Below are 18815 nucleotides of genomic sequence, written 5' to 3'. Positions count from 1 at the left end.
GGGGCTTTTCCGACAAAAATGCTCGGACTTTGTACCTGCGTAATAATTTGGCGTAAACTGCCGGCAAGCCTGTGAGGAGTTTCCATGACTGCCATAACCATTACCGACGCCGCCCACGATTACCTGGCTGACCTGCTGTCCAAGCAGAACACCCCGGGTATCGGCATCCGCGTCTTTATCACCCAGCCCGGCACCCAGTACGCCGAGACCTGCATTGCCTACTGCAAGCCTGGTGAAGAGAAGCCTGAAGACACCGCCCTGGGGCTGAAAAGCTTCACCGCGTACATCGATGCCTTCAGCGAAGCTTTCCTTGACGACGCTGTAGTCGACTACGCCACCGATCGCATGGGCGGCCAGTTGACTATCAAGGCGCCCAACGCCAAGGTGCCCAACGTTAACGCCGACAGCCCGGTCAATGAGCGGATCAACTACTACCTGCAAACCGAGATCAACCCGGGGCTGGCCAGCCACGGCGGTCAGGTGAGCCTGATCGACGTAGTGGATGACGGTATCGCGGTATTGAAGTTCGGCGGCGGCTGCCAGGGTTGCGGCCAGGCGGACGTGACTCTGCGCGAGGGCATCGAGCGCACCTTGCTTGAGCGTATTCCTGAGCTCAAGGGTGTGCGCGACGTGACTGATCACACGCAGAAAGAAAACGCCTACTACTGAGTAAGGTGTTCACTGCGAGCTTAAAAGACGGCGCCCCGTGAGCGCCGTTTTTTTATGCTCTAAATTCAGCCAGCTATGATGATTGTCTGATAGTTTGGATTGGCTGTGGTTCAGTCCATATCTTCAAGGACGATAGAGGTGGGCGTGACCTGCGCGGTACAGCGAGGATTCGCCAAAGCTATCATTTGCCAACACCCGCCCGACCACAATCAGCGCGGTACGCCGAAAGCCTTTAGTCGCGACCTTCTGGGCAATATCACTCAACGAACCCACCACCCAATCCTGGTCCGGCCATGTCGCGCGGTGCACCACGGCGATCGGGCAATCTGCACCATAGTGCGGCAGCAGCTCAGCGACGATCCTGTCCAGATGATTGACCCCCAAGTGAATGGCCATTGTCGTGCCGTGCCGGGCCAGGCTGTCGAAGTCCTCACCCGCCGGCATGCTGGTTTTATCCGCATAACGGGTCAGGATCACACTCTGGGCAATGTCCGGCAGGGTCAGTTCGGTTTCCAGCAACGCCGCGCAGGCAGCCACCGCCGTGACCCCGGGAATGATCTGAAAGGGAATGCCCAGCTCGCGCAAGTGACGGATTTGCTCACCAATCGCCCCATACAGGCTCGGGTCGCCGGAGTGCACGCGCGCCACATCCTGGCCTTGCGCATGGGCGGCTTTGATCACGTCGATGATCTGTTCCAGGTGCAGCTCGGCACTGTTGACCACCTGGCGTGCCTGATGACCTTCCAGTACTGCCGCAGGCACCAGCGAGCCAGCGTAGATGATCACCGGGCAGCTGCGGATCAGCCGCTGGCCCTTGACGGTAATCAGTTCCGGGTCGCCGGGGCCTGCGCCGATGAAGTAGACGGTCATGGGGAATTCCTGTTGAAAAAAACGGGCGAGCATGAAGATTGCTCATGATCGAGAGCGGCAATTATCGGGATTTTAACCGGCGCAGGCTAATGCAAGGGTGGCCTGGATGGTTTTCTTGCGGGTGATGAGCAGGTGGGCAGGGCCGTGGGCGAGTTGCTCGGCCAAGGCCAATGCGGCACTTTCGGCGATGCCGTAACAGCCGGTATGGCTAAATGCTACGTCTGATTTGTGGCTCAGCCGATGTTCAAAGCCGGCCAGTTGTTCGGCGCTGAAACACTGCAAGGGCAGGCTCAATAATTGGGCCAGGGCCACCAACCCCGGCTCAGCCTGTTTGCGATCAATGCTCGCCAGCGCGGTAATGCGTTGGCGTTCAATGCCGCCTTCGGCGAGGGCGCTATCAAGGAGTTCCAGCAGGGTTCGGACATCACAACCCCGCTGGCAACCCAGGCCGACGACGAGGGTCATGCCGAGTAGTGTTCGTCGCGGTTACGGCGAAACAGCCAGGCACTGATCAGACCAAGGGCCAGCCAGAACGCCACATTGGTCAACTGCGATGCGATCTTGAACTGGGCTTCGAGGGCCTCCGGGGCCAGCATGGAGTGGACTTCCGGCTGCGGAGCGCCAATCACGTGGGGTACGGCGACGATCGCCACGCCCAGCACTTTGAGCAACCAGCCGCGACCGAACACCAGCAAAGCAATGCCGGCAGCGGTAGACGCGGCAGTGCCGATCCACCAGATCTGCCGTTGCGCCAGATCAGCGGCGGCGGTGCCCGGCAGCTCAGGCGGCAGGCCCAAGGTCGGCGCAAGTACGAATGTCGCGTAACCGGCCAGGCCCCACAGTAGCCCTTGAGCTGTACGGGTTGGTGCGCGCAGGGTGTACAGGCCGGCCAGCATCAGCGCAAACCCGACCGCGACGACCAGGTTGCCACCGGTGGTCGACAGCACGCGCTGCCAGCCATCTTCCGGCTCCCAGGCTTCGGCGTCGTGGGTGTGGGCAGCGGCGCCAGCAGCATGTTCATGGGTGACTTCGGCAACAGCTGGAACCTTTTCATAGGTCTCCGCCTGCAAAATCAACGGTGCGACCCACAAGCTTTGCAGCAGGGTCAGCAGCAGGGCGGCCAATAAGCCGGTGAACCCTGCGGTTTGGGCAATACGCTTGATCATGTCGGCAGGTCTCAGTGGCACGGGAACGCGGCGCTGTGGCGGGTATCGTGGGCCGCGTTGTGCACGGCTTCGATATGGGAGAAACCGGCGAAATACACCAGGCACGCACCAAGGATTGACGCACCGATGGCGGCGGTCAGGCGTTGGCTCAAGGTGGCAGTGCTGCTAGCGGAGTGCGAAGTGCTGCTGATGATCGACATGGCGCGTCCCTTTCAGGTATCAGGGTGAAACGAGCGCATGAAAACCCCGCGAGCCAGGCACGCAGGGTTCTGAACAGCGCCCGCCCACCGCGGGTTTGTTATCTGATATTTTCGGGCCGGTCTCCGGGCTTGCGAGGGGCGGCTCTTGATAGAGTCCATCCTGACAAGCGTCTCCTTCCCATGCACAGCACAGTGGATTTGACGCTTCGCTCGCTTACCGTTGCGGGGGCAGCACCGGACTGGCCATAAATCTATGACGCACCGGTTTCCCGTTTCACCCTGTGAGGGGCACCCGAAACAAGATGTGTAGGAGAGCATGACGCAGTGATGTGCGTCAAACTGATACGTAGTGACGAACGCAGCTTGCCTGTCGAAACCTTGCCATCTTGTATCAAGCACCGCCGACTGTGTTGTATCTGACCGAACTAATCAGGTGAGTCGGTAATCCAGCAAAATCGCAAAGTGCTCTCCCATATAAGTTGGCTTTGTTAACATGTGCTCGATGTTTTCAATATCAAATCTCCCATCTTCCGCGCCGGGCCGGCCATGGTCACCAATTCCGATATCTAACTCACGAAGTACCCGAGGGTTCTGCAGGAGTATTTTGGCATAGAGGGTTGCCTCGGCGGAAAAAGCTCTGGTGGTTGGTATTTGACCTGCCGCTTCTTTCAATTCGTTAAAGTTTACAAATCGGTCGTTTTCGCCTGCGGCGTACTCACGAAAGTGCTTTTTTATCCCATTTATCAGATCGTCTTGGAAGCAATGGAGTAGGGGGCCACGTTTGCTGATCCCTTGTTCCACAAGGCTGCTCATAAGCGGCTCTGATCGTTTGAATCGCGGTAAGTTGCCGCGAGCGTTCAGGGCTGCGGGAGGGTTGTCCTGAGAATCCAGCGGCGCACGCCCAACAGCGTCAGCACTGACGGGCTGTTTGTTATTGATTGCACCCGTATTGTTAAAAAGAGCGAGGGGGGTGGGCGCGTTAGAAGTCGATATCAGCATGATTCATTCCTGAAGCCAATGGATTAAAATTCGCCACATTTCAAAAACACTCCGCTAATTGCGAAATGGCAGGAGTCTCTGTATGAAATGAGCACTGCTGCGTGGTGTCGGACTGCGCGACCGTTCCGTATTGAATATGACATCATATTGCCGGGCGCTTTTGCGGGATCGGCGCAAGCCTTACAAAGACTGAGTTGGTCAAGGCACAGGCTGGGTAAGTTTATGCTTTAGGCGGCGCGACATTGACCCGCTCCGTTGCACTGCGTAGCCTTGCACCCTCGAGGTTCTTCGGCCCAGGTCGAAGCTAAGAAGGGAACGCGGTTCAAGCCGCGGCTGCCCCCGCAACTGTGAAGGGTTCAGTTGACTGCCACGCCACTGCCGAGACGGCGGGAAGGCGCAGTCAGCGTTGGTCACAAGACCTGCACGCCCCAAGCCAGGAGACCTGCCTCGTCACCGATTTTCCAATTCAACCGGGCGGGGTGATCCGGTGACGAAATCCGCTGCTGCGCGCGCCGCAGGGCCTGTCGTCCCGTATGCCCGCCCCAAAGGGCATCCGATGAAAACACTGGCCAAACTCCCCGTCACCATCGTTACCGGCTTCCTCGGCTCGGGCAAGACCACGTTGCTGCGCCACATGCTCGATAACGCCCAGGGCCGTCGCATAGCCGTGATCGTCAACGAGTTTGGCGAGCTGGGCATTGACGGCGAAATCCTCAAGCAATGCTCCATCGGGTGTACCGAAGAAGAAGCCAACGGCCGCGTGTACGAACTGGCCAACGGCTGCCTGTGCTGCACCGTGCAGGAAGAGTTCTTCCCGGTGATGCGCGAACTGGTCGCCCGTCGTGGTGACCTTGACCATATCCTGATCGAAACCTCGGGGCTGGCCTTGCCAAAACCCTTGGTGCAAGCGTTCCAGTGGCCGGAAATCCGCAGCGCCTGCACGGTTGACGCGGTGATCACGGTGGTCGACAGCCCGGCCGTGGCCGCCGGCACTTTCGCTGCGTTCCCGGATCAAGTCGACGCCCAGCGCAAACTGGACCCGAACCTGGACCACGAGTCGCCTTTGCACGAGCTGTTCGCCGACCAACTGGCCAGCGCCGACCTGGTGATCCTCAACAAAGCCGACCTGATCAGCACCGAAGACCTGGCCCGCGTGCGCCTGGAAGTGGCCGAGGAGCTGCCGCCGGCGGTTAAGATCATCGAAGCCAGCAGCGGTCGCCTGCCATTGGACGTGCTGATCGGCCTGGGTGCCGGCTCCGAAGAGCATATCGACGCTCGCCACAGCCATCACGATCATCACCATGAAGGCGAAGACGACCACGATCACGATGCTTTCGACTCAATCTCCATCGACCTGCCTCAAGCCGACGAAGCACTGTTGCTGGACGCCCTGACCCAATTGGTGGGGCAACACGGCATTTTGCGCGTCAAAGGCTTTGCTGCTATCCCGAACAAGCCGATGCGCCTGCTGATCCAGGGCGTGGGCACACGCTTTGACAAGCACTTCGACCGTGCCTGGGGTGCCGATGAAGCGCGTATCACGCGCCTGGTGCTGATCGGTCAGGAGCTGGACGCCGCTGGCCTTGAAGCGCAATTGCGCGCTGCCCTCAGCGTTTAACCATGCACCTGCTCAGGACCCAACCCGGTGGTTTCGTCGCGGACGACAATATTGCCGACCTTGGCCAAACCCCCGCCGAGCTGGTGATCCTGTGCAGCGGTGACTCCAGCCTGGCGCTGCTGGCCGAAGCCGCCCAGCAGTTGCCCGAGGATTACCCCAGCCTGCGGCTGGCCAACCCGATGCAGGTGCAGAACCACGCCTCGGTCGACCTGTACGTCGATGAGGTGTTGCGTCACGCCAAGGTCATCCTGATTTCCTTGCATGGCGGCATTGGTTATTGGCGCTACGGCATCGAGCGCCTGGTGGAGTTGGCCGAGCGTGGCGCCACGTTGATCCTGGTGCCGGGGGATGATCGTCCAGATCCGGAACTCAGCGGCCTGAGCACCGTCGCTGCTGAACAGCGCGAGCGTCTGTGGCACTTTTTGCGCCAGGGTGGCCTGGGCAATGCATTGGACTTTTATCACTGCCTGGCCAGCGCCCATCTGGGCCGCGACTATGCCTGGGCCGAGCCACAAACCTTGCCGCGTACGGCGATCTATCACCCGCACAAAGCCAATGCCCGCCTCAATGACTGGCAGGCGGATTGGCGCGCCGACTTCCCCGTGGCCGCGGTGCTGTTCTACCGCTCCCACTTGCAGGCGGCCAATACCGGATTTATCGATGTGTTCTGCCAGCGCTTGCAGGCAGCGGGCCTGAACCCGTTGCCCATCGCAGTGGCCAGTTTGAAAGAGCCCGGTTGCCTCACGGTGGTCGAGGACCTGTTGGACGACGTGCAAGTCGCGGTGATCCTCAACACCACAGGCTTTGCCCAATCCAGCCCCGAAGCGCCGCATCTGCGACCGTTTCGGCGCAACGTGCCGGTGATCCAGGCGATCTGCGCCCAGGATAACCAGCCCGGCTGGGAAGCCAGCGAACAGGGGCTCGGCCCCCGCGACCTGGCCATGCATATTGCCTTGCCCGAGCTGGATGGGCGCATCATCAGCCGGCCGATCAGCTTCAAGGACCTGGCCTGGCGCAGCGAGCGCAGCCAGTCTGACGTGGTGTGCTACCGCGCAGCGCCCGAGCGCATGGATTTTGTCGCTGAACTGGCGCGGCGTTGGGTTGACTTGGCCCGGGTGCCGAATGCCGACAAACGCATCGCCCTGATCCTCGCCAACTACCCGACCCGTGACGGTCGCATCGGTAACGGTGTGGGCCTGGACACGCCAGCAGCGGCGCTGAATATCCTGCGGGCCTTGCAGGTTGAAGGCTATCCGGTGGCGCCGGCGCTTGCGGACAGCGGCACCGCACTGATCCACGAGCTGCTCGGCGGTGTCACCAACGACCTCGACAGCCTCGACCAGCGCCCGTGCCATCAAAGCCTGGGCCTGGCCGAGTACCAGGCGTTGTTCGATCGACTGCCCGAGTCCAATCGCCAGGCCGTGCTGGAACGTTGGGGTGCTCCACAAAACGATCCAATGTTCCGCGACGGCCGCATGATGATCGCCGGCCTGCGCCTGGGCCTGACCTTCGTCGGCATCCAGCCTGCCCGGGGTTACCAGGTGGACGCGAGTGCCGTGTACCACGACCCGGACCTGGTGCCGCCCCATGGGTACCTGGCGTTCTATTTCTGGCTGCGTCACACCTACGGCGCACACGGCGTGATTCATGTGGGCAAGCACGGCAACCTGGAGTGGTTGCCGGGCAAGGGCGTGGGCCTGTCGGAAAACTGCTGGCCGGATGCATTGCTGGGGCCGCTGCCGAACATCTACCCGTTTATCGTCAACGACCCGGGCGAGGGTGCCCAGGCCAAGCGGCGTACCCAGGCCGTGATCATCGACCATCTGATGCCACCGTTGACCCGTGCCGAAACCTACGGCCCGTTGCGTAACCTTGAGTTGTTGGCCGACGAGTATTACGAGGCGCAATTGCTCGACCCGCGCCGCGCCCTTGAGTTGCAAAAAGACATTCTCAAGCTGGTGCGCGAAACCCGCATCGACCAGGAGCTGGAGCTGGACAGCGAGACTGACGCCGACATCTGGTTGCCGCGCCTGGACACCTACCTGTGCGATTTGAAGGAGTCGCAGATCCGCGACGGCCTGCATGTCTTTGGCGAGTCGCCCGAGGGCCGCTTGCGCATCGACACCTTGCTGGCGTTGCTGCGCATTCCGCGTGGCGATGGCCGTGGCCCGCAATCGAGCCTGTTGCGGGTGCTGGCCAAGGCCTTCGAACTGGGCTTCGATCCGCTCGATTGCGCCTTGGCCGAACCATGGACGGGGCGGCGCCCGTTGGTACTGCAAAAGATCGACGGGCAGTTGTGGCGCACCGCCGGCGATACCCGCGAACGCCTGGAGCTTTACGCAACGCGCTTGATCGAGCAGGCGCTGGAAGGCCCTGTCGAGCAGTTGGAAGAGCCTGGCTGGGAGGACGTCAAGTCGGTCGTCGAAAGCCTGCGCATCGTGGTGGCGCCACGCCTGGACGCCTGCGGCCCGGCGGAAATGCGCGGCCTGCTCGATGCCCTGAGCGGGCGCTTCGTCCCGGCAGGGCCCAGCGGTGCGCCCAGTCGCGGACGCCTGGATGTGCTGCCGACCGGGCGTAACTTCTTTACCGTGGACGTACGCAACCTGCCAACCACCACAGCCTGGCGCATCGGTTTCCAATCGGCCAACCTGATTCTGGAACGCCATCTACAGGATCATGGCGATCATTTGCGCCAACTCGGCCTGTCGGTATGGGGCACGGCCACCATGCGCACCGGCGGTGATGATATCGCCCAGGCCATGGCGCTGATGGGCGTGCGCCCGGTATGGGCCACCGGCAGCCAGCGGGTCGACGATTTTGAAATCCTGCCGATCAGCCTGCTGGATCGCCCGCGTGTCGACGTGACCCTGCGCGTGTCCGGCTTCTTCCGCGATGCCTTCGCCAACCTGATCCGCCTGTTCGACGCAGCGGTGCAGGCGGTGGCGGCCCTGGATGAACCGGACGACATGAACCCTTTGGCCGCCAAGGTGCGCAGCGAGCGCCAGGCGCTGGTTGAGTCGGGCCTGAATGCAGAGGCTGCGGCCAAGCAGGCCGGCTGGCGCATCTTCGGCGCCAAACCGGGCGCCTATGGCGCGGGCGTGCAGGGCGCGGTTGACGGGCGCCTGTGGCAGAGCCGCGAGGACTTGGCCGAGGTCTACCTCAACTGGGGCGGCTATGCCTACGGGGGCTCCGATGAAGGCACCGCCGCCCGCGAGCAGTTTGCCCAGCGCCTGAGCCAAGTGCAGGCGGTGTTGCAGAACCAGGACAACCGCGAGCACGACTTGCTCGATTCCAATGATTACTACCAATTCCAGGGCGGTATGCTCGCCGCCGTGGAAACCCTGAGCGGTGACAAGGCCGCCAGTTATCATGGCGACCACAGTCAGCCGGACTTGCCCAGAATCCGCACCTTGAAGGAAGAGCTGAACCGGGTGATCCGCGCCCGCGCCGCCAACCCCAAGTGGATCGAAGGCGTGAAACGCCATGGCTATAAAGGCGCGTTTGAAATGGCCGCGACCGTGGACAACCTGTTCGCTTTCGACGCCACCACCGCGTTGATCGACGACCATCAATATGCACTGCTCGCCGATGCCTACCTGCTGGACCCTGACACCCGGGCGTTTGTGCAGCAGCACAACCCCGATGCCCTGCGCGACATGACCGAGCGTATGCTCGAAGCCCAGCAGCGGGGCATGTGGCAGGCGCCGGGGGCTTATCGCGAAGCACTGGAAAACCTCTTGCTGGATATAGAAGAAGACAGCTGATGACCGAGATTCCCCATTTTCCGCTGTCCGCCGTGGTCGGTGCTGACGACCTGAAACTGGCGCTGTGCCTGACCGCCATCGACCCCCGCATCGGCGGCGTGCTGATCGAAGGCCCGCGAGGCATGGCCAAGTCGACCCTGGCCCGTGGGCTGGCGGACCTCCTCGCCAGTGGCCAGTTCGTGACTTTGCCCCTGGGCGCGACCGAGGAACGCCTGGTCGGCACGTTGGACCTGGAAGCCGCACTGGGCGAAGGCCGTGCACAATTTTCCCCCGGCGTGTTGGCCAAGGCTGACGGCGGCGTGCTGTATGTGGATGAAGTCAACCTGCTGGCCGACCATTTGGTGGACCTGCTGTTGGACGTGGCCGCCAGCGGCACCAACCTGATCGAGCGCGACGGTATTTCCCATCGGCATTCGGCGCGCTTTGTGCTGATCGGCACCATGAACCCGGAGGAGGGGGAGTTGCGCCCGCAGTTGCTCGACCGCTTTGGTTTCAATGTGGCGCTGAGCGGGCAGACCTTGCCCGCCGAACGTGGGCAGATCATTCGTCGTCGTCTGGATTTCGACAGTGATCCGGCGGCCTTCTGCGCGCAGTGGGCCGCGCCGCAAGCCGAGTTGCGCGAACGCTGCACGCAGGCGCGGGCGCGACTCGACAGCATCGACCTGGACGATCACGCCTTGGCGCAGATTACCGAACGCTGCTTTGCCGCAGGCGTGGACGGTATGCGCGCCGACCTGGTCTGGCTGCGTGGTGCCCGGGCCCATGCGGCGTGGCGAGGCGCGTCAGCCATTGCCGAGCAAGACATCGAAGCGGTGGCCGAGTTTGCCTTGCGCCATCGCCGTCAGCAGCAAACGCCCGCGGCCGCACCGCCGAATCAAGGGCAGTCGTCGAAACCGTCTGAAAGCTCGCCCGGCCAAGGCCAATGGGGCGATATGCCTGCGCCGGCCTTGCCCACGGGCGCCCGCCGCGATGTGCCGGCCTGGCCAAAAAAGCCCTAGGCATTCGCCCCCGACCTGACGCGGGGGCGGATGCCCGGCCCCAGGCGGGGCGACTGGACAACGGCAGGCAGGGCAAGGCGCGCAGCGCACAGAAAGGCAGGATCAATTGGCCGGGTACGTTGCTCGGTGGACGGCCACAATGCCGTGATGATCTGCTGTTCCACCTGCGTAGCCGTTCGGCGCCGGAACTGTGGTTGGTAATCGTCGATGCCTCGGCGTCCACCCGGCGCCATCGGGCGTTGACCGATGCCAAGGGTTTGTTGGCTCAGCTGTTCGACGACGCTTATCGGCAACGGGCGCGCATGGCGCTGTTGACGGCCAGCGGATCAGCGCCGAAGTGGCAGGTGCAGGGCTTGAAGGCGGCAAAGGGATTGACGGGTTGGCTGGAGCAGTTAGGCGCCGGTGGCGGTACGCCATTGCTCGCCGCCTTGAGCGAGGCCGGGCAGTGGCTCAAAGCGCGGCGCAAGCGTTACCCGGCGCAGCAACAGCGATTGCTGGTGATCACTGATGGTCGGCTCAAAGCCATTGATGGGTTGCCGCCGTTGGAGTGTCCGGGGTTACTGGTAGACATTGAGCGCGGGCCGATCAGGTTGGGACGGGCTCAGGAGTTGGCGATGGGGTTGCAGTTGGATTATCAGCATATCGATGATGTGTAGTGCCTGGGCAATCGACATCGGGAGCAAGCCCCCTCCCACATTTTTCAGTGCGCCGCACTACCTTGTGGAAGGGGGCTTGCCCCCGATGGCTGCCTTGAATACACCGAGGATTTATCAGCCTGCCCCCGGCACATTCGGCCAAAGATCCGCCACCAGAAACAACCGCTCCGCTTCCTCCCAGTCCTCACCGTTCTGCACCATCCGAACCAGTAACTGCGCCGGTGCCATCGGATCCAGGTCCTTCAGCCAGCTTTGCATCTACGCTTCACTCCACACTTGATCCGCCGTGTAATGCGCAGGTGCCAACCAGGCGTGGCGGGGCAGGGGTTGCCAGTGGCCGGGTGGGCGGGTGCTGACAAAATCCGACCAGTCACGCTGATGCAACCAGCAACCACGCAGATGCTGCGGGTGGGCGCCGATTGGGGGTTGCGCCGTGCCAGGCCAGGGATAGAGCAGATAACCGCCCAGCCACAAATGCGCATCGAACACCTGGATATCCAGCGCCGCCAAGGCGTCGCGGCTCTCGGCCCGCGCAGAAATCGGCAGTTGATGTTCGGCCAGGTGCGCCAGCTTGCGGTCCAGCCGGTCATGGCAGCCCGGCCCGAGCCATAGCGCGGTGTCCTGGCCATTGCCGTCCTGTGGGCCAAGATAGAGTTTGATCGCCAATTCCAGATGGTGCACGCCATCGCGGTCGCGCAACAGCATGTCCAGTTCGCCCAGGGTATGCCCGGCGCGGCGGATCGGCAGGTTGGCGGCCAGCAATTCCACACCCGGCGCGTGCTGCACGGCAAACTGCCACAGGCGCTCGTAATAGAGGCCCAGGCGCCGTGTGCGCGACAGGCTGAGCCACTGCTGCAGGGCGCTGCTGTCCTGATCAAGCGCACGCAGCCAATGCTCAAGCCGGTGTGGCGCCTGCGCCCAGTCACTGCCGGCCAGCGGGTGGCGCTGCGGCCACGGCGTTTGCGCCAGCATGGGCGGGGCGAGGATCACCCACGCCAGGTCGCGCACCTCGGGGTGGCGCAATTGGCGGGGCAAGTTGTGCAAGTCAGGGAACACGGTCATGGTCCGAGCATAGCCTTTTCAGCCGGGTGAAGGTGCCTGAGAACCATTGTCATCAAGGCGCGGCGGCGACAAAGGATTTTGCCTGACGCGGCCTTTCGCCCATAATCGTTCTTTTTTGCCGCACCCCAAATCCCGCAGGAGCCCCATGGAGCAATTTCGCAATATCGGCATTATCGGTCGCCTGGGCAGTACCCAGGTGTTGGACACCGTCCGCCGGCTGAAGAAGTTTCTGCTCGAGCGCCACCTGCATGTGATCCTCGAAGACACCATCGCCGAAATCCTCCCGGGCCACGGCCTGCAGACCTCGTCGCGCAAGATGCTCGGCGAGGTCTGCGACATGGTCATCGTGGTCGGCGGCGATGGCAGCCTGCTCGGCGCCGCCCGGGCGCTGGCGCGGCATAACGTGCCGGTGCTGGGGATCAACCGCGGCAGCCTGGGGTTTCTGACCGACATCCGCCCCGATGAGCTGGAAGTTGAAGTGGCCAAGGTGCTCGACGGCCATTACCTGGTGGAAAACCGCTTCCTGCTGCAAGCCGAAGTGCGCCGCCATGGCGAGGCGATCGGCCAGGGCGATGCCCTCAACGATGTGGTGCTGCACCCGGGCAAATCCACGCGGATGATCGAGTTCGAGCTGTATATCGACGGCCAGTTCGTGTGCAGCCAGAAGGCCGACGGCCTGATTGTCGCCACGCCTACTGGCTCCACCGCGTATGCACTATCGGCCGGTGGCCCGATCATGCATCCCAAGCTCGATGCCATTGTGATCGTGCCGATGTACCCCCATATGTTGTCCAGCAGACCGATTGTGGTCGATGGCAACAGCGAGCTGAAAATCGTGGTGTCCAAAGACATGCAGATCTACCCGCAAGTCTCCTGCGACGGGCAGAACCATTTCACCTGCGCCCCCGGTGACACCATCACCGTGAGCAAGAAGGCACAGAAGTTGCGCTTGATCCACCCGCTGGATCACAACTACTACGAAGTGTGCCGTACCAAGTTGGGCTGGGGCAGCCGCTTGGGGGGTGGGGGCGACTGATGCTCGATCCCGCGCGTAGCTACGACCTGATTGGTGACGTGCACGGTTGCGCTCATACCCTTGAGCACTTGCTCGACCAATTGGGTTACCACAAGCAGGGCGGCACCTGGCGCCATCCGTCGCGCATGGCGGTGTTCCTGGGCGATATCATCGACCGTGGCCCACGCATCCGCGAGGCGCTGCATATCGTCCATGATATGACCGAGGCCGGCCAGGCGCTGTGCATCATGGGCAACCATGAGTTCAATGCGCTGGGCTGGACCACCCCGGCACCACCCGGCAGCGGCAGGCAGTTCGTGCGCGAGCACAACCCACGTCATGCGCGGTTGATCCAAGAGACCCTGACCCAGTTCGAGCACCACCCGGCCGACTGGCACGACTTCCTCGGCTGGTTCTACGACATGCCGCTGTTTGTCGATGCCGGGCGTTTTCGCGTGGTGCACGCGTGCTGGGATGAAGGCTTCATCCAGCCATTGCGCGCCACCTTCCCGGATGGCTGCATCGACCAGCACTTCCTGCAAGCCGCAGCCGTACCGGGCAGCTTCGCCTGCAACGCCTTCGATCGGCTGTTGCGCGGCACCGATATGCGCCTGCCCGACGGCCTGACCCTGACCGGCGGCGATGGCTTGACGCGGTCGTTCTTCCGCACCAAGTTCTGGGAAGATGACCCCAAGACCTACGGTGACATCGTGTTCCAGCCCGACGCTTTGCCAGAGCCGGTGGCGCGCACGCCGTTGTCGTCCACCGAAAAGAATTCCCTGCTGCGCTACGGCGTCGACGAGCCGTTGTTGTTCGTCGGCCATTACTGGCGCAGTGGCAAACCGGCGCCGATCCGCCCGAACCTGGCCTGCCTGGACTACAGCGCGGTGCTGTACGGCAAGCTGGTGGCGTATCGACTCGACCAGGAAACCCAACTGGATCCGCGTAAATTTGTATGGGTCGACGTTGAGCGACCCGAGGCCATTCCATGAGTACCGTAGCCGTATTGCGCTTGCCCCTGAGTGTCGACCTGGGTGGTTTCGTCAAGTTGCTGCAACGCATGCAGGTGCCCCATCGCGTCAGTGAAGAGGCGGGTGAGCAAGTGTTGTGGGTGCCTGAAACCATCAGCGATGACGTGCGCGTGTTGTATCAACGCTTTCCTGCCGGCGACCCGGACCAGCAGCTGGATATTCCTGAACAGGCGCCAGTTGCACGGCCAGGTTTCGTCCAGCAGCTGCGTCATAGCCCTGTCACGGCGCTGGTGCTGTTGGCCAGCCTGATTGTCGGCGCCGTGACCCTGCTTGGTGAAAACCTGCAAGCCATGGCCTGGCTGACGTTCCTGCCGTTCCGGGTGCTGGGCGAGTACATCCAGTTCACGCCGTTGGCCGACACGCTCGCTTCAGGGCAGTGGTGGCGATTGGTCACGCCGATGCTGATCCACTTCGGCATCCTGCACCTGGCCATGAACGGCATGTGGTACTGGGAGTTGGGCCGGCGCATCGAAGCGCGCCAGGGCAGTATCAACTTGCTGGGGCTGACCCTGTTGTTCAGCCTGGTCTCCAACTACGCGCAATACGCTTATGGCGGCCCTGGCCTGTTCGGTGGCTTGTCCGGTGTGTTGTATGGCCTGCTCGGGCATTGCTGGATCTTTCAACTATTGTCACCCAACCCAGCCTATCGCCTGCCCCGTGGGGTGCTGGTGATGATGCTGGTGTGGCTGCTGCTCTGCCTGTCGGGGCTGGTCTCGATGATCGGCTTCGGCCAAATCGCCAACGCGGCCCATGTCGGCGGCCTGGTTATCGGTTGCCTCACCGGTTTGCTCGGCGGGCTGTACAACCGTCGCAAATCGTCTATTTGATAAGGAAGAGCCGAATGTCCTCTTTTGCTGAAATGATCGAAAACATCACCCCCGATATCTACGAAAGCCTCAAGCTCGCCGTGGAAATCGGCAAATGGTCCGATGGCCGCAAGCTCACCGCCGAACAGCGCGAATTATCCCTGCAAGCGATGATCGCCTGGGAGATCCAGAACCTGCCCGAAGAGCAGCGTACCGGCTATATGGGCCCGCAGGAATGCGCGTCCAAGTCGGAGCCGGTGGCGAACATCCTGTTCAAGTCGGATGCGATCCATTGATTGAAATTGGTCGCGGTGCAGTCAGCAAAATGTCGGCGCAACTTGGTGAGCCGACTGTTCAATATGCGTTTCGCCTGGGCGATGTCGAGGTGCCGGTCAATCCGATGATCGGCACCCATGTGCGCCTGGAGTACCTGGGTGCCATTCATTGCAGCCATTGCGGGCGCAAGACCAAGACCAGCTTCAGTCAAGGGTATTGCTACCCGTGCATGACCAAGCTGGCCCAGTGTGACCTGTGCATCATGAGCCCCGAGCGTTGCCATTACGACGCCGGCACCTGCCGTGATCCGGGCTGGGGCGAAAAATTCTGCATGACCGACCATGTGGTGTACCTGGCCAATTCGTCGGGGGTCAAGGTCGGCATCACGCGTGCCACCCAGCTGCCCACCCGCTGGCTGGACCAGGGTGCCAGCCAGGCATTGCCGATCATGCGCGTGTCGACTCGCCAGCAGTCCGGCTTCGTCGAAGACCTGTTCCGCAGCCAGGTGGCCGACAAGACCAACTGGCGCGCCTTGCTCAAGGGCGACGCGCAATCGGTGGACCTCAAGCAGGTGCGCGATGAGCTGTTCGCCTCCTGCGCCGAAGGCTTGCTGGGTTTGCAGGAACGCTTTGGCCTGCAAGCCATCCAAACCATTGCCGACATCGAGCCGATTGAAATCCGCTACCCGGTCGAGCAGTATCCGACCAAGATCGTCAGCTTCAACCTGGACAAGAACCCGATTGCCGAAGGCACGCTGCTGGGGATCAAGGGCCAATACCTGATCTTCGATACCGGCGTCATCAATATTCGTAAATACACGGCCTACCAGCTCGCCGTGCATCAGTAGAAGGATCCCAAGCATGCGCACCGAACAACCGAAGATGATTTACCTTAAGGACTATCAGGCGCCGGACTACCTGATCGACGAGACGCACCTGACCTTCGAGTTGTTCGAGGACCACAGCCTGGTCCACGCGCAGCTGGTGCTGCGCCGCAACCCCGAGCGCGGCGCCGGTTTGCCGCCCTTGGTACTCGACGGCCAGCAACTTGAGCTGTTGAGCGTCAACCTGGCCGACCGGCCGCTGACGGACGCTGACTACCAGTTGACCGACAGCCACCTGACCGTGCAGCCAAAGAGTGAGACCTTCACCCTCGACACCACCGTCAAGATCCATCCGGAAACCAACACTGCCCTGGAAGGTTTGTACAAATCCAGCGGTATGTTCTGCACCCAGTGCGAGGCCGAGGGCTTTCGCAAGATCACTTACTACCTCGACCGCCCGGACGTAATGAGCGTGTTCACCACCACGGTGATCGCCGAGCAGCACAGCTACCCGGTGCTGTTGTCCAACGGCAATCCGATTGCCAGTGGCCCTGGCGAAGACGGCCGGCACTGGGCGACCTGGGAAGATCCGTTCAAGAAGCCGGCGTACCTGTTTGCGCTGGTGGCCGGTGACCTGTGGTGCGTCGAAGACAGCTTCACCACCATGACCAATCGCGAAGTCGCGTTGCGCATCTACGTCGAGCCGGAAAACATCGACAAGTGCCAGCACGCCATGACCAGCCTGAAGAAATCCATGCGCTGGGACGAAGAAACCTACGGCCGCGAGTACGACCTGGATATCTTCATGATCGTGGCGGTCAACGATTTCAACATGGGCGCCATGGAGAACAAGGGCCTCAATATCTTCAACTCCAGCGCCGTGCTGGCCCGCGCCGAAACCGCTACCGACGCCGCCCACCAGCGCGTCGAAGCCATCGTCGCCCACGAATACTTCCACAACTGGTCGGGCAACCGCGTGACCTGCCGCGACTGGTTCCAGTTGTCGCTCAAGGAAGGCTTCACCGTGTTCCGTGATTCGGGCTTCTCCGCCGACATGAACTCGGCCACGGTCAAGCGCATTCAGGATGTGGCCTATCTGCGTACGCACCAGTTCGCCGAAGACGCTGGCCCTATGGCCCACGCGGTGCGCCCGGACAGCTTTATCGAGATCTCCAACTTCTACACCCTGACCGTTTACGAAAAGGGCTCGGAAGTAGTCGGCATGATCCACACCTTGCTCGGCGCCGAAGGCTTCCGCAAAGGCAGTGACCTGTACTTCGAACGCCATGACGGTCAGGCCGTGACCTGCGACGACTTTATCGAGGCCATGGAAGACGCCAATGGCGCCGACCTCAGCCAGTTCAAACGCTGGTACAGCCAGGCGGGTACGCCACGCTTGGCGGTGAGCGAGTCCTACGACGCGGCGGCCAGGACCTACAGCCTGACATTCCGCCAGAGCTGCCCGCCAACGCCGGACAAGGTCGAAAAACTGCCGTTCGTGATCCCGGTGGAATTGGGCCTGCTGGACGGGCAGGGCGCCGCAATCAACTTGCGCCTGGCCGGTGAGGCTACAGCTGCAGGCACCTCACGAGTGATCTCGGTGACTGAAGCCGAGCAGACGTTCACCTTCGTCGATGTCGCTGAAAAGCCGTTGCCTTCGCTGTTGCGTGGGTTTTCGGCGCCGGTGAAATTGAGCTTCCCGTATAACCGCGATCAGTTGATGTTCCTGATGCAGCACGACAGCGACGGCTTCAACCGCTGGGATGCCGGCCAGCAGCTGTCGGTGCAGGTGTTGCAGGAACTGATCGCCCAGCATCAGGCAGGCCAGCCGCTGAAGCTGGACCAGCGCCTGATCGATGCGCTGCGCACGGTATTGAGCGACGAAAGTCTCGACCAGGCCATGGTCGCGGAAATGCTCTCGCTGCCAAGTGAAGCCTACCTGACGGAAATCAGCGAAGTGGCGGATGTGGATGCGATCCACGCGGCCCGTGAATATGCCCGCAAGCAACTGGCCGAGAACCTGTTCGAAGGCTTGTGGCTGCGCTACCAGGCCAATCGTGAGCTGTCCAAGCAAACGCCGTACGTGGCAGAGGCCGAGCACTTTGCCCGCCGTGCCTTGCAGAACATCGCGTTGTCGTACCTGATGCTCAGCGGCAAGCCAGAAGTATTGGCGGCCACCCTGGATCAGTTCGACACCAGCGATAACATGACCGAACGCCTGACGGCCCTTGCGGTGCTGGTGAACTCGCCGTTCGAAGCGGAAAAGGCCCAGGCGCTGGCGGTGTTTGCCGAGAACTTCAAGGACAACCCGTTGGTCATGGACCAGTGGTTCAGTGTTCAGGCCGGCAGCACGTTGCCGGGTGGTCTGGCGCGGGTCAAGGCGTTGATGGAACACCCGGCGTTCACCATCAAGAACCCGAACAAGGTGCGCGCCTTGATCGGCGCATTCGCCGGCCAGAATCTGGTCAACTTCCATGCGGCGGATGGCTCGGGTTATCGCTTCCTGGCGGATCTGGTGATCGAGCTCAACACCTTGAACCCGCAGATCGCCTCGCGCCAACTGGCGCCGCTGACGCGCTGGCGCAAGTATGACAGCGCACGCCAGGCGCTGATGAGGGCGCAGCTGGAGCGCATTCTCGCGTGTGGCGAGCTGTCCAGCGATGTGTATGAGGTGGTCAGCAAGAGCCTGGCGTAACGTTTTCTGCCTGATGTTCCGGGGGCAAAATGTGGGAGCGGGCTTGCTCGCGAAGGCGGCCAGGCAGCCGACACAGTTATACCGAGTACATATCCATTGCTGCGGTAACGGCTGATATTGGTTCCGCTTTTACAGCGGGTCACTTTCGAAAAGCGCGAAAGTAACCA

16 protein-coding genes, 1 pseudogene and 2 riboswitches are annotated in these 18815 nt (G+C 61.9%); of the genes and pseudogenes, 11 read left to right on the top strand and 6 right to left on the bottom strand.

All coding sequences use genetic code 11. The features are described 5' to 3' along the window. Positions 1 to 84: 84 nt before the first annotated feature. A complete protein-coding gene (nfuA, locus tag E3O56_RS03235) occupies positions 85 to 669 on the top strand; it encodes a Fe-S biogenesis protein NfuA (RefSeq protein ID WP_003190728.1) in 585 nt (194 codons plus the stop codon). A 123-nt stretch (positions 670 to 792) separates the two neighbouring features. Here nfuA and cobM read toward each other — a convergent pair whose 3' ends face one another. The 5 genes from cobM to E3O56_RS03210 all read right to left on the bottom strand — a co-directional run bounded on the left by cobM (position 793) and on the right by E3O56_RS03210 (position 3904). Next, positions 793 to 1539 carry a precorrin-4 C(11)-methyltransferase gene (cobM, locus tag E3O56_RS03230; protein ID WP_078821508.1) on the bottom strand — a complete coding sequence of 249 codons (747 nt, stop codon included), beginning with the start codon at positions 1537 to 1539 and terminating at the stop codon, positions 793 to 795. A gap of 72 nt (positions 1540 to 1611) precedes the next feature. Beyond that, complete coding sequence (locus tag E3O56_RS03225; RefSeq protein ID WP_032875943.1) at positions 1612 to 2004, bottom strand: cobalamin biosynthesis protein; 393 nt, start codon at positions 2002 to 2004, stop codon at positions 1612 to 1614. Then, positions 2001 to 2705 carry a CbtA family protein gene (locus E3O56_RS03220; protein WP_248127839.1) on the bottom strand — a complete coding sequence of 235 codons (705 nt, stop codon included), beginning with the start codon at positions 2703 to 2705 and terminating at the stop codon, positions 2001 to 2003. The genes E3O56_RS03225 and E3O56_RS03220 overlap by 4 nt, the downstream gene beginning before the upstream one ends. An 11-nt stretch (positions 2706 to 2716) precedes the next feature. Continuing rightward, complete coding sequence (locus tag E3O56_RS03215) at positions 2717 to 2905, bottom strand: CbtB-domain containing protein (RefSeq protein WP_032875937.1); 189 nt, start codon at positions 2903 to 2905, stop codon at positions 2717 to 2719. Positions 2906 to 3001: 96 nt separating this feature from the next. Further along, positions 3002 to 3216: riboswitch (cobalamin riboswitch) on the bottom strand. Between the two features lie 118 nt (positions 3217 to 3334). Next, a complete protein-coding gene (locus E3O56_RS03210) occupies positions 3335 to 3904 on the bottom strand; it encodes a hypothetical protein (RefSeq protein WP_179119832.1) in 570 nt (189 codons plus the stop codon). Between the two features lie 264 nt (positions 3905 to 4168). After that, positions 4169 to 4369: riboswitch (cobalamin riboswitch) on the top strand. 91 nt (positions 4370 to 4460) lie between these two features. On the opposite strand from E3O56_RS03210, the gene cobW reads away from it, so the two are divergent. From cobW to E3O56_RS03190, 4 genes are read left to right on the top strand one after another with little or no spacing between them, the layout of a single operon-like run. After that, a complete protein-coding gene (gene cobW / locus E3O56_RS03205) occupies positions 4461 to 5522 on the top strand; it encodes a cobalamin biosynthesis protein CobW (RefSeq protein WP_103734327.1) in 1062 nt (353 codons plus the stop codon). Between the two features lie 2 nt (positions 5523 to 5524). Continuing rightward, on the top strand, positions 5525 to 9286 hold the full coding sequence (gene cobN, locus E3O56_RS03200; RefSeq protein ID WP_248127835.1) for a cobaltochelatase subunit CobN: 3762 nt from the start codon (positions 5525 to 5527) through the stop codon (positions 9284 to 9286). Beyond that, positions 9286 to 10284 carry an AAA family ATPase gene (locus tag E3O56_RS03195; protein WP_078821506.1) on the top strand — a complete coding sequence of 333 codons (999 nt, stop codon included), beginning with the start codon at positions 9286 to 9288 and terminating at the stop codon, positions 10282 to 10284. The genes cobN and E3O56_RS03195 overlap by 1 nt, the downstream gene beginning before the upstream one ends. 53 nt (positions 10285 to 10337) lie before the next feature. Further along, complete coding sequence (locus E3O56_RS03190) at positions 10338 to 10940, top strand: VWA domain-containing protein (RefSeq protein ID WP_032880973.1); 603 nt, start codon at positions 10338 to 10340, stop codon at positions 10938 to 10940. Between the two features lie 114 nt (positions 10941 to 11054). On the opposite strand, the pseudogene E3O56_RS03185 reads toward E3O56_RS03190, so the two are convergent. Further along, positions 11055 to 12002: pseudogene (locus E3O56_RS03185) on the bottom strand (DUF1853 family protein). A 145-nt stretch (positions 12003 to 12147) separates the two neighbouring features. Here E3O56_RS03185 and E3O56_RS03180 point away from each other — a divergent pair. The 6 genes from E3O56_RS03180 to pepN are packed head-to-tail and all read left to right on the top strand — an operon-like array spanning position 12148 to position 18648. Beyond that, a complete protein-coding gene (locus E3O56_RS03180) occupies positions 12148 to 13038 on the top strand; it encodes an NAD(+) kinase (RefSeq protein WP_003217892.1) in 891 nt (296 codons plus the stop codon). Continuing rightward, positions 13035 to 14009: a metallophosphoesterase gene (locus tag E3O56_RS03175; RefSeq protein WP_164699547.1), complete on the top strand. Its 975-nt coding sequence runs from the start codon at positions 13035 to 13037 to the stop codon at positions 14007 to 14009. The genes E3O56_RS03180 and E3O56_RS03175 overlap by 4 nt, the downstream gene beginning before the upstream one ends. Then, positions 14006 to 14875 (top strand): rhomboid family intramembrane serine protease, encoded by an 870-nt coding sequence (locus E3O56_RS03170; RefSeq protein ID WP_032875921.1) that lies wholly within the window; start codon positions 14006 to 14008, stop codon positions 14873 to 14875. The genes E3O56_RS03175 and E3O56_RS03170 overlap by 4 nt, the downstream gene beginning before the upstream one ends. 14 nt (positions 14876 to 14889) lie before the next feature. After that, the gene (locus tag E3O56_RS03165; RefSeq protein ID WP_005788688.1) at positions 14890 to 15150 is read left to right on the top strand and encodes a DUF1315 family protein; all 261 of its coding nucleotides are present in this window, start codon (positions 14890 to 14892) and stop codon (positions 15148 to 15150) included. Next, the gene (locus E3O56_RS03160; RefSeq protein WP_005788687.1) at positions 15147 to 15977 is read left to right on the top strand and encodes a DUF2797 domain-containing protein; all 831 of its coding nucleotides are present in this window, start codon (positions 15147 to 15149) and stop codon (positions 15975 to 15977) included. Before E3O56_RS03165 ends, E3O56_RS03160 begins: the two co-directional genes overlap by 4 nt. Before the next feature lie 13 nt (positions 15978 to 15990). Beyond that, a complete protein-coding gene (pepN, locus tag E3O56_RS03155; protein ID WP_248127833.1) occupies positions 15991 to 18648 on the top strand; it encodes an aminopeptidase N in 2658 nt (885 codons plus the stop codon). Positions 18649 to 18815: the final 167 nt, after the last annotated feature.

Origin of the sequence: Pseudomonas sp. W2Aug9 (genome assembly GCF_023127755.1) — a bacterium.
In the GTDB taxonomy this organism is placed as follows: Bacteria; Pseudomonadota; Gammaproteobacteria; order Pseudomonadales; family Pseudomonadaceae; genus Aquipseudomonas; species Aquipseudomonas synxantha_A.
This window is presented reverse-complemented; position numbering and strand designations above follow the sequence as displayed.

Excerpts from the sequence above, each read along its gene's own strand:
- E3O56_RS03170 (WP_032875921.1), top strand. The coding sequence starts at position 14,006 with ATGAGTACCGTAGCCGTATTGCGCTTGCCCCTGAGTGTCGACCTGGGT.
- E3O56_RS03210 (WP_179119832.1), bottom strand. The coding sequence starts at position 3,904 with ATGCTGATATCGACTTCTAACGCGCCCACCCCCCTCGCTCTTTTTAAC.
- cobW (WP_103734327.1), top strand. The coding sequence starts at position 4,461 with ATGAAAACACTGGCCAAACTCCCCGTCACCATCGTTACCGGCTTCCTC.
- cobM (WP_078821508.1), bottom strand. The coding sequence starts at position 1,539 with ATGACCGTCTACTTCATCGGCGCAGGCCCCGGCGACCCGGAACTGATT.
- pepN (WP_248127833.1), top strand. The coding sequence starts at position 15,991 with ATGCGCACCGAACAACCGAAGATGATTTACCTTAAGGACTATCAGGCG.
- E3O56_RS03195 (WP_078821506.1), top strand. The coding sequence starts at position 9,286 with ATGACCGAGATTCCCCATTTTCCGCTGTCCGCCGTGGTCGGTGCTGAC.
- cobN (WP_248127835.1), top strand. The coding sequence starts at position 5,525 with ATGCACCTGCTCAGGACCCAACCCGGTGGTTTCGTCGCGGACGACAAT.
- E3O56_RS03225 (WP_032875943.1), bottom strand. The coding sequence starts at position 2,004 with ATGACCCTCGTCGTCGGCCTGGGTTGCCAGCGGGGTTGTGATGTCCGA.
- E3O56_RS03215 (WP_032875937.1), bottom strand. The coding sequence starts at position 2,905 with ATGTCGATCATCAGCAGCACTTCGCACTCCGCTAGCAGCACTGCCACC.
- E3O56_RS03220 (WP_248127839.1), bottom strand. The coding sequence starts at position 2,705 with ATGATCAAGCGTATTGCCCAAACCGCAGGGTTCACCGGCTTATTGGCC.
- nfuA (WP_003190728.1), top strand. The coding sequence starts at position 85 with ATGACTGCCATAACCATTACCGACGCCGCCCACGATTACCTGGCTGAC.
- E3O56_RS03165 (WP_005788688.1), top strand. The coding sequence starts at position 14,890 with ATGTCCTCTTTTGCTGAAATGATCGAAAACATCACCCCCGATATCTAC.
- E3O56_RS03180 (WP_003217892.1), top strand. The coding sequence starts at position 12,148 with ATGGAGCAATTTCGCAATATCGGCATTATCGGTCGCCTGGGCAGTACC.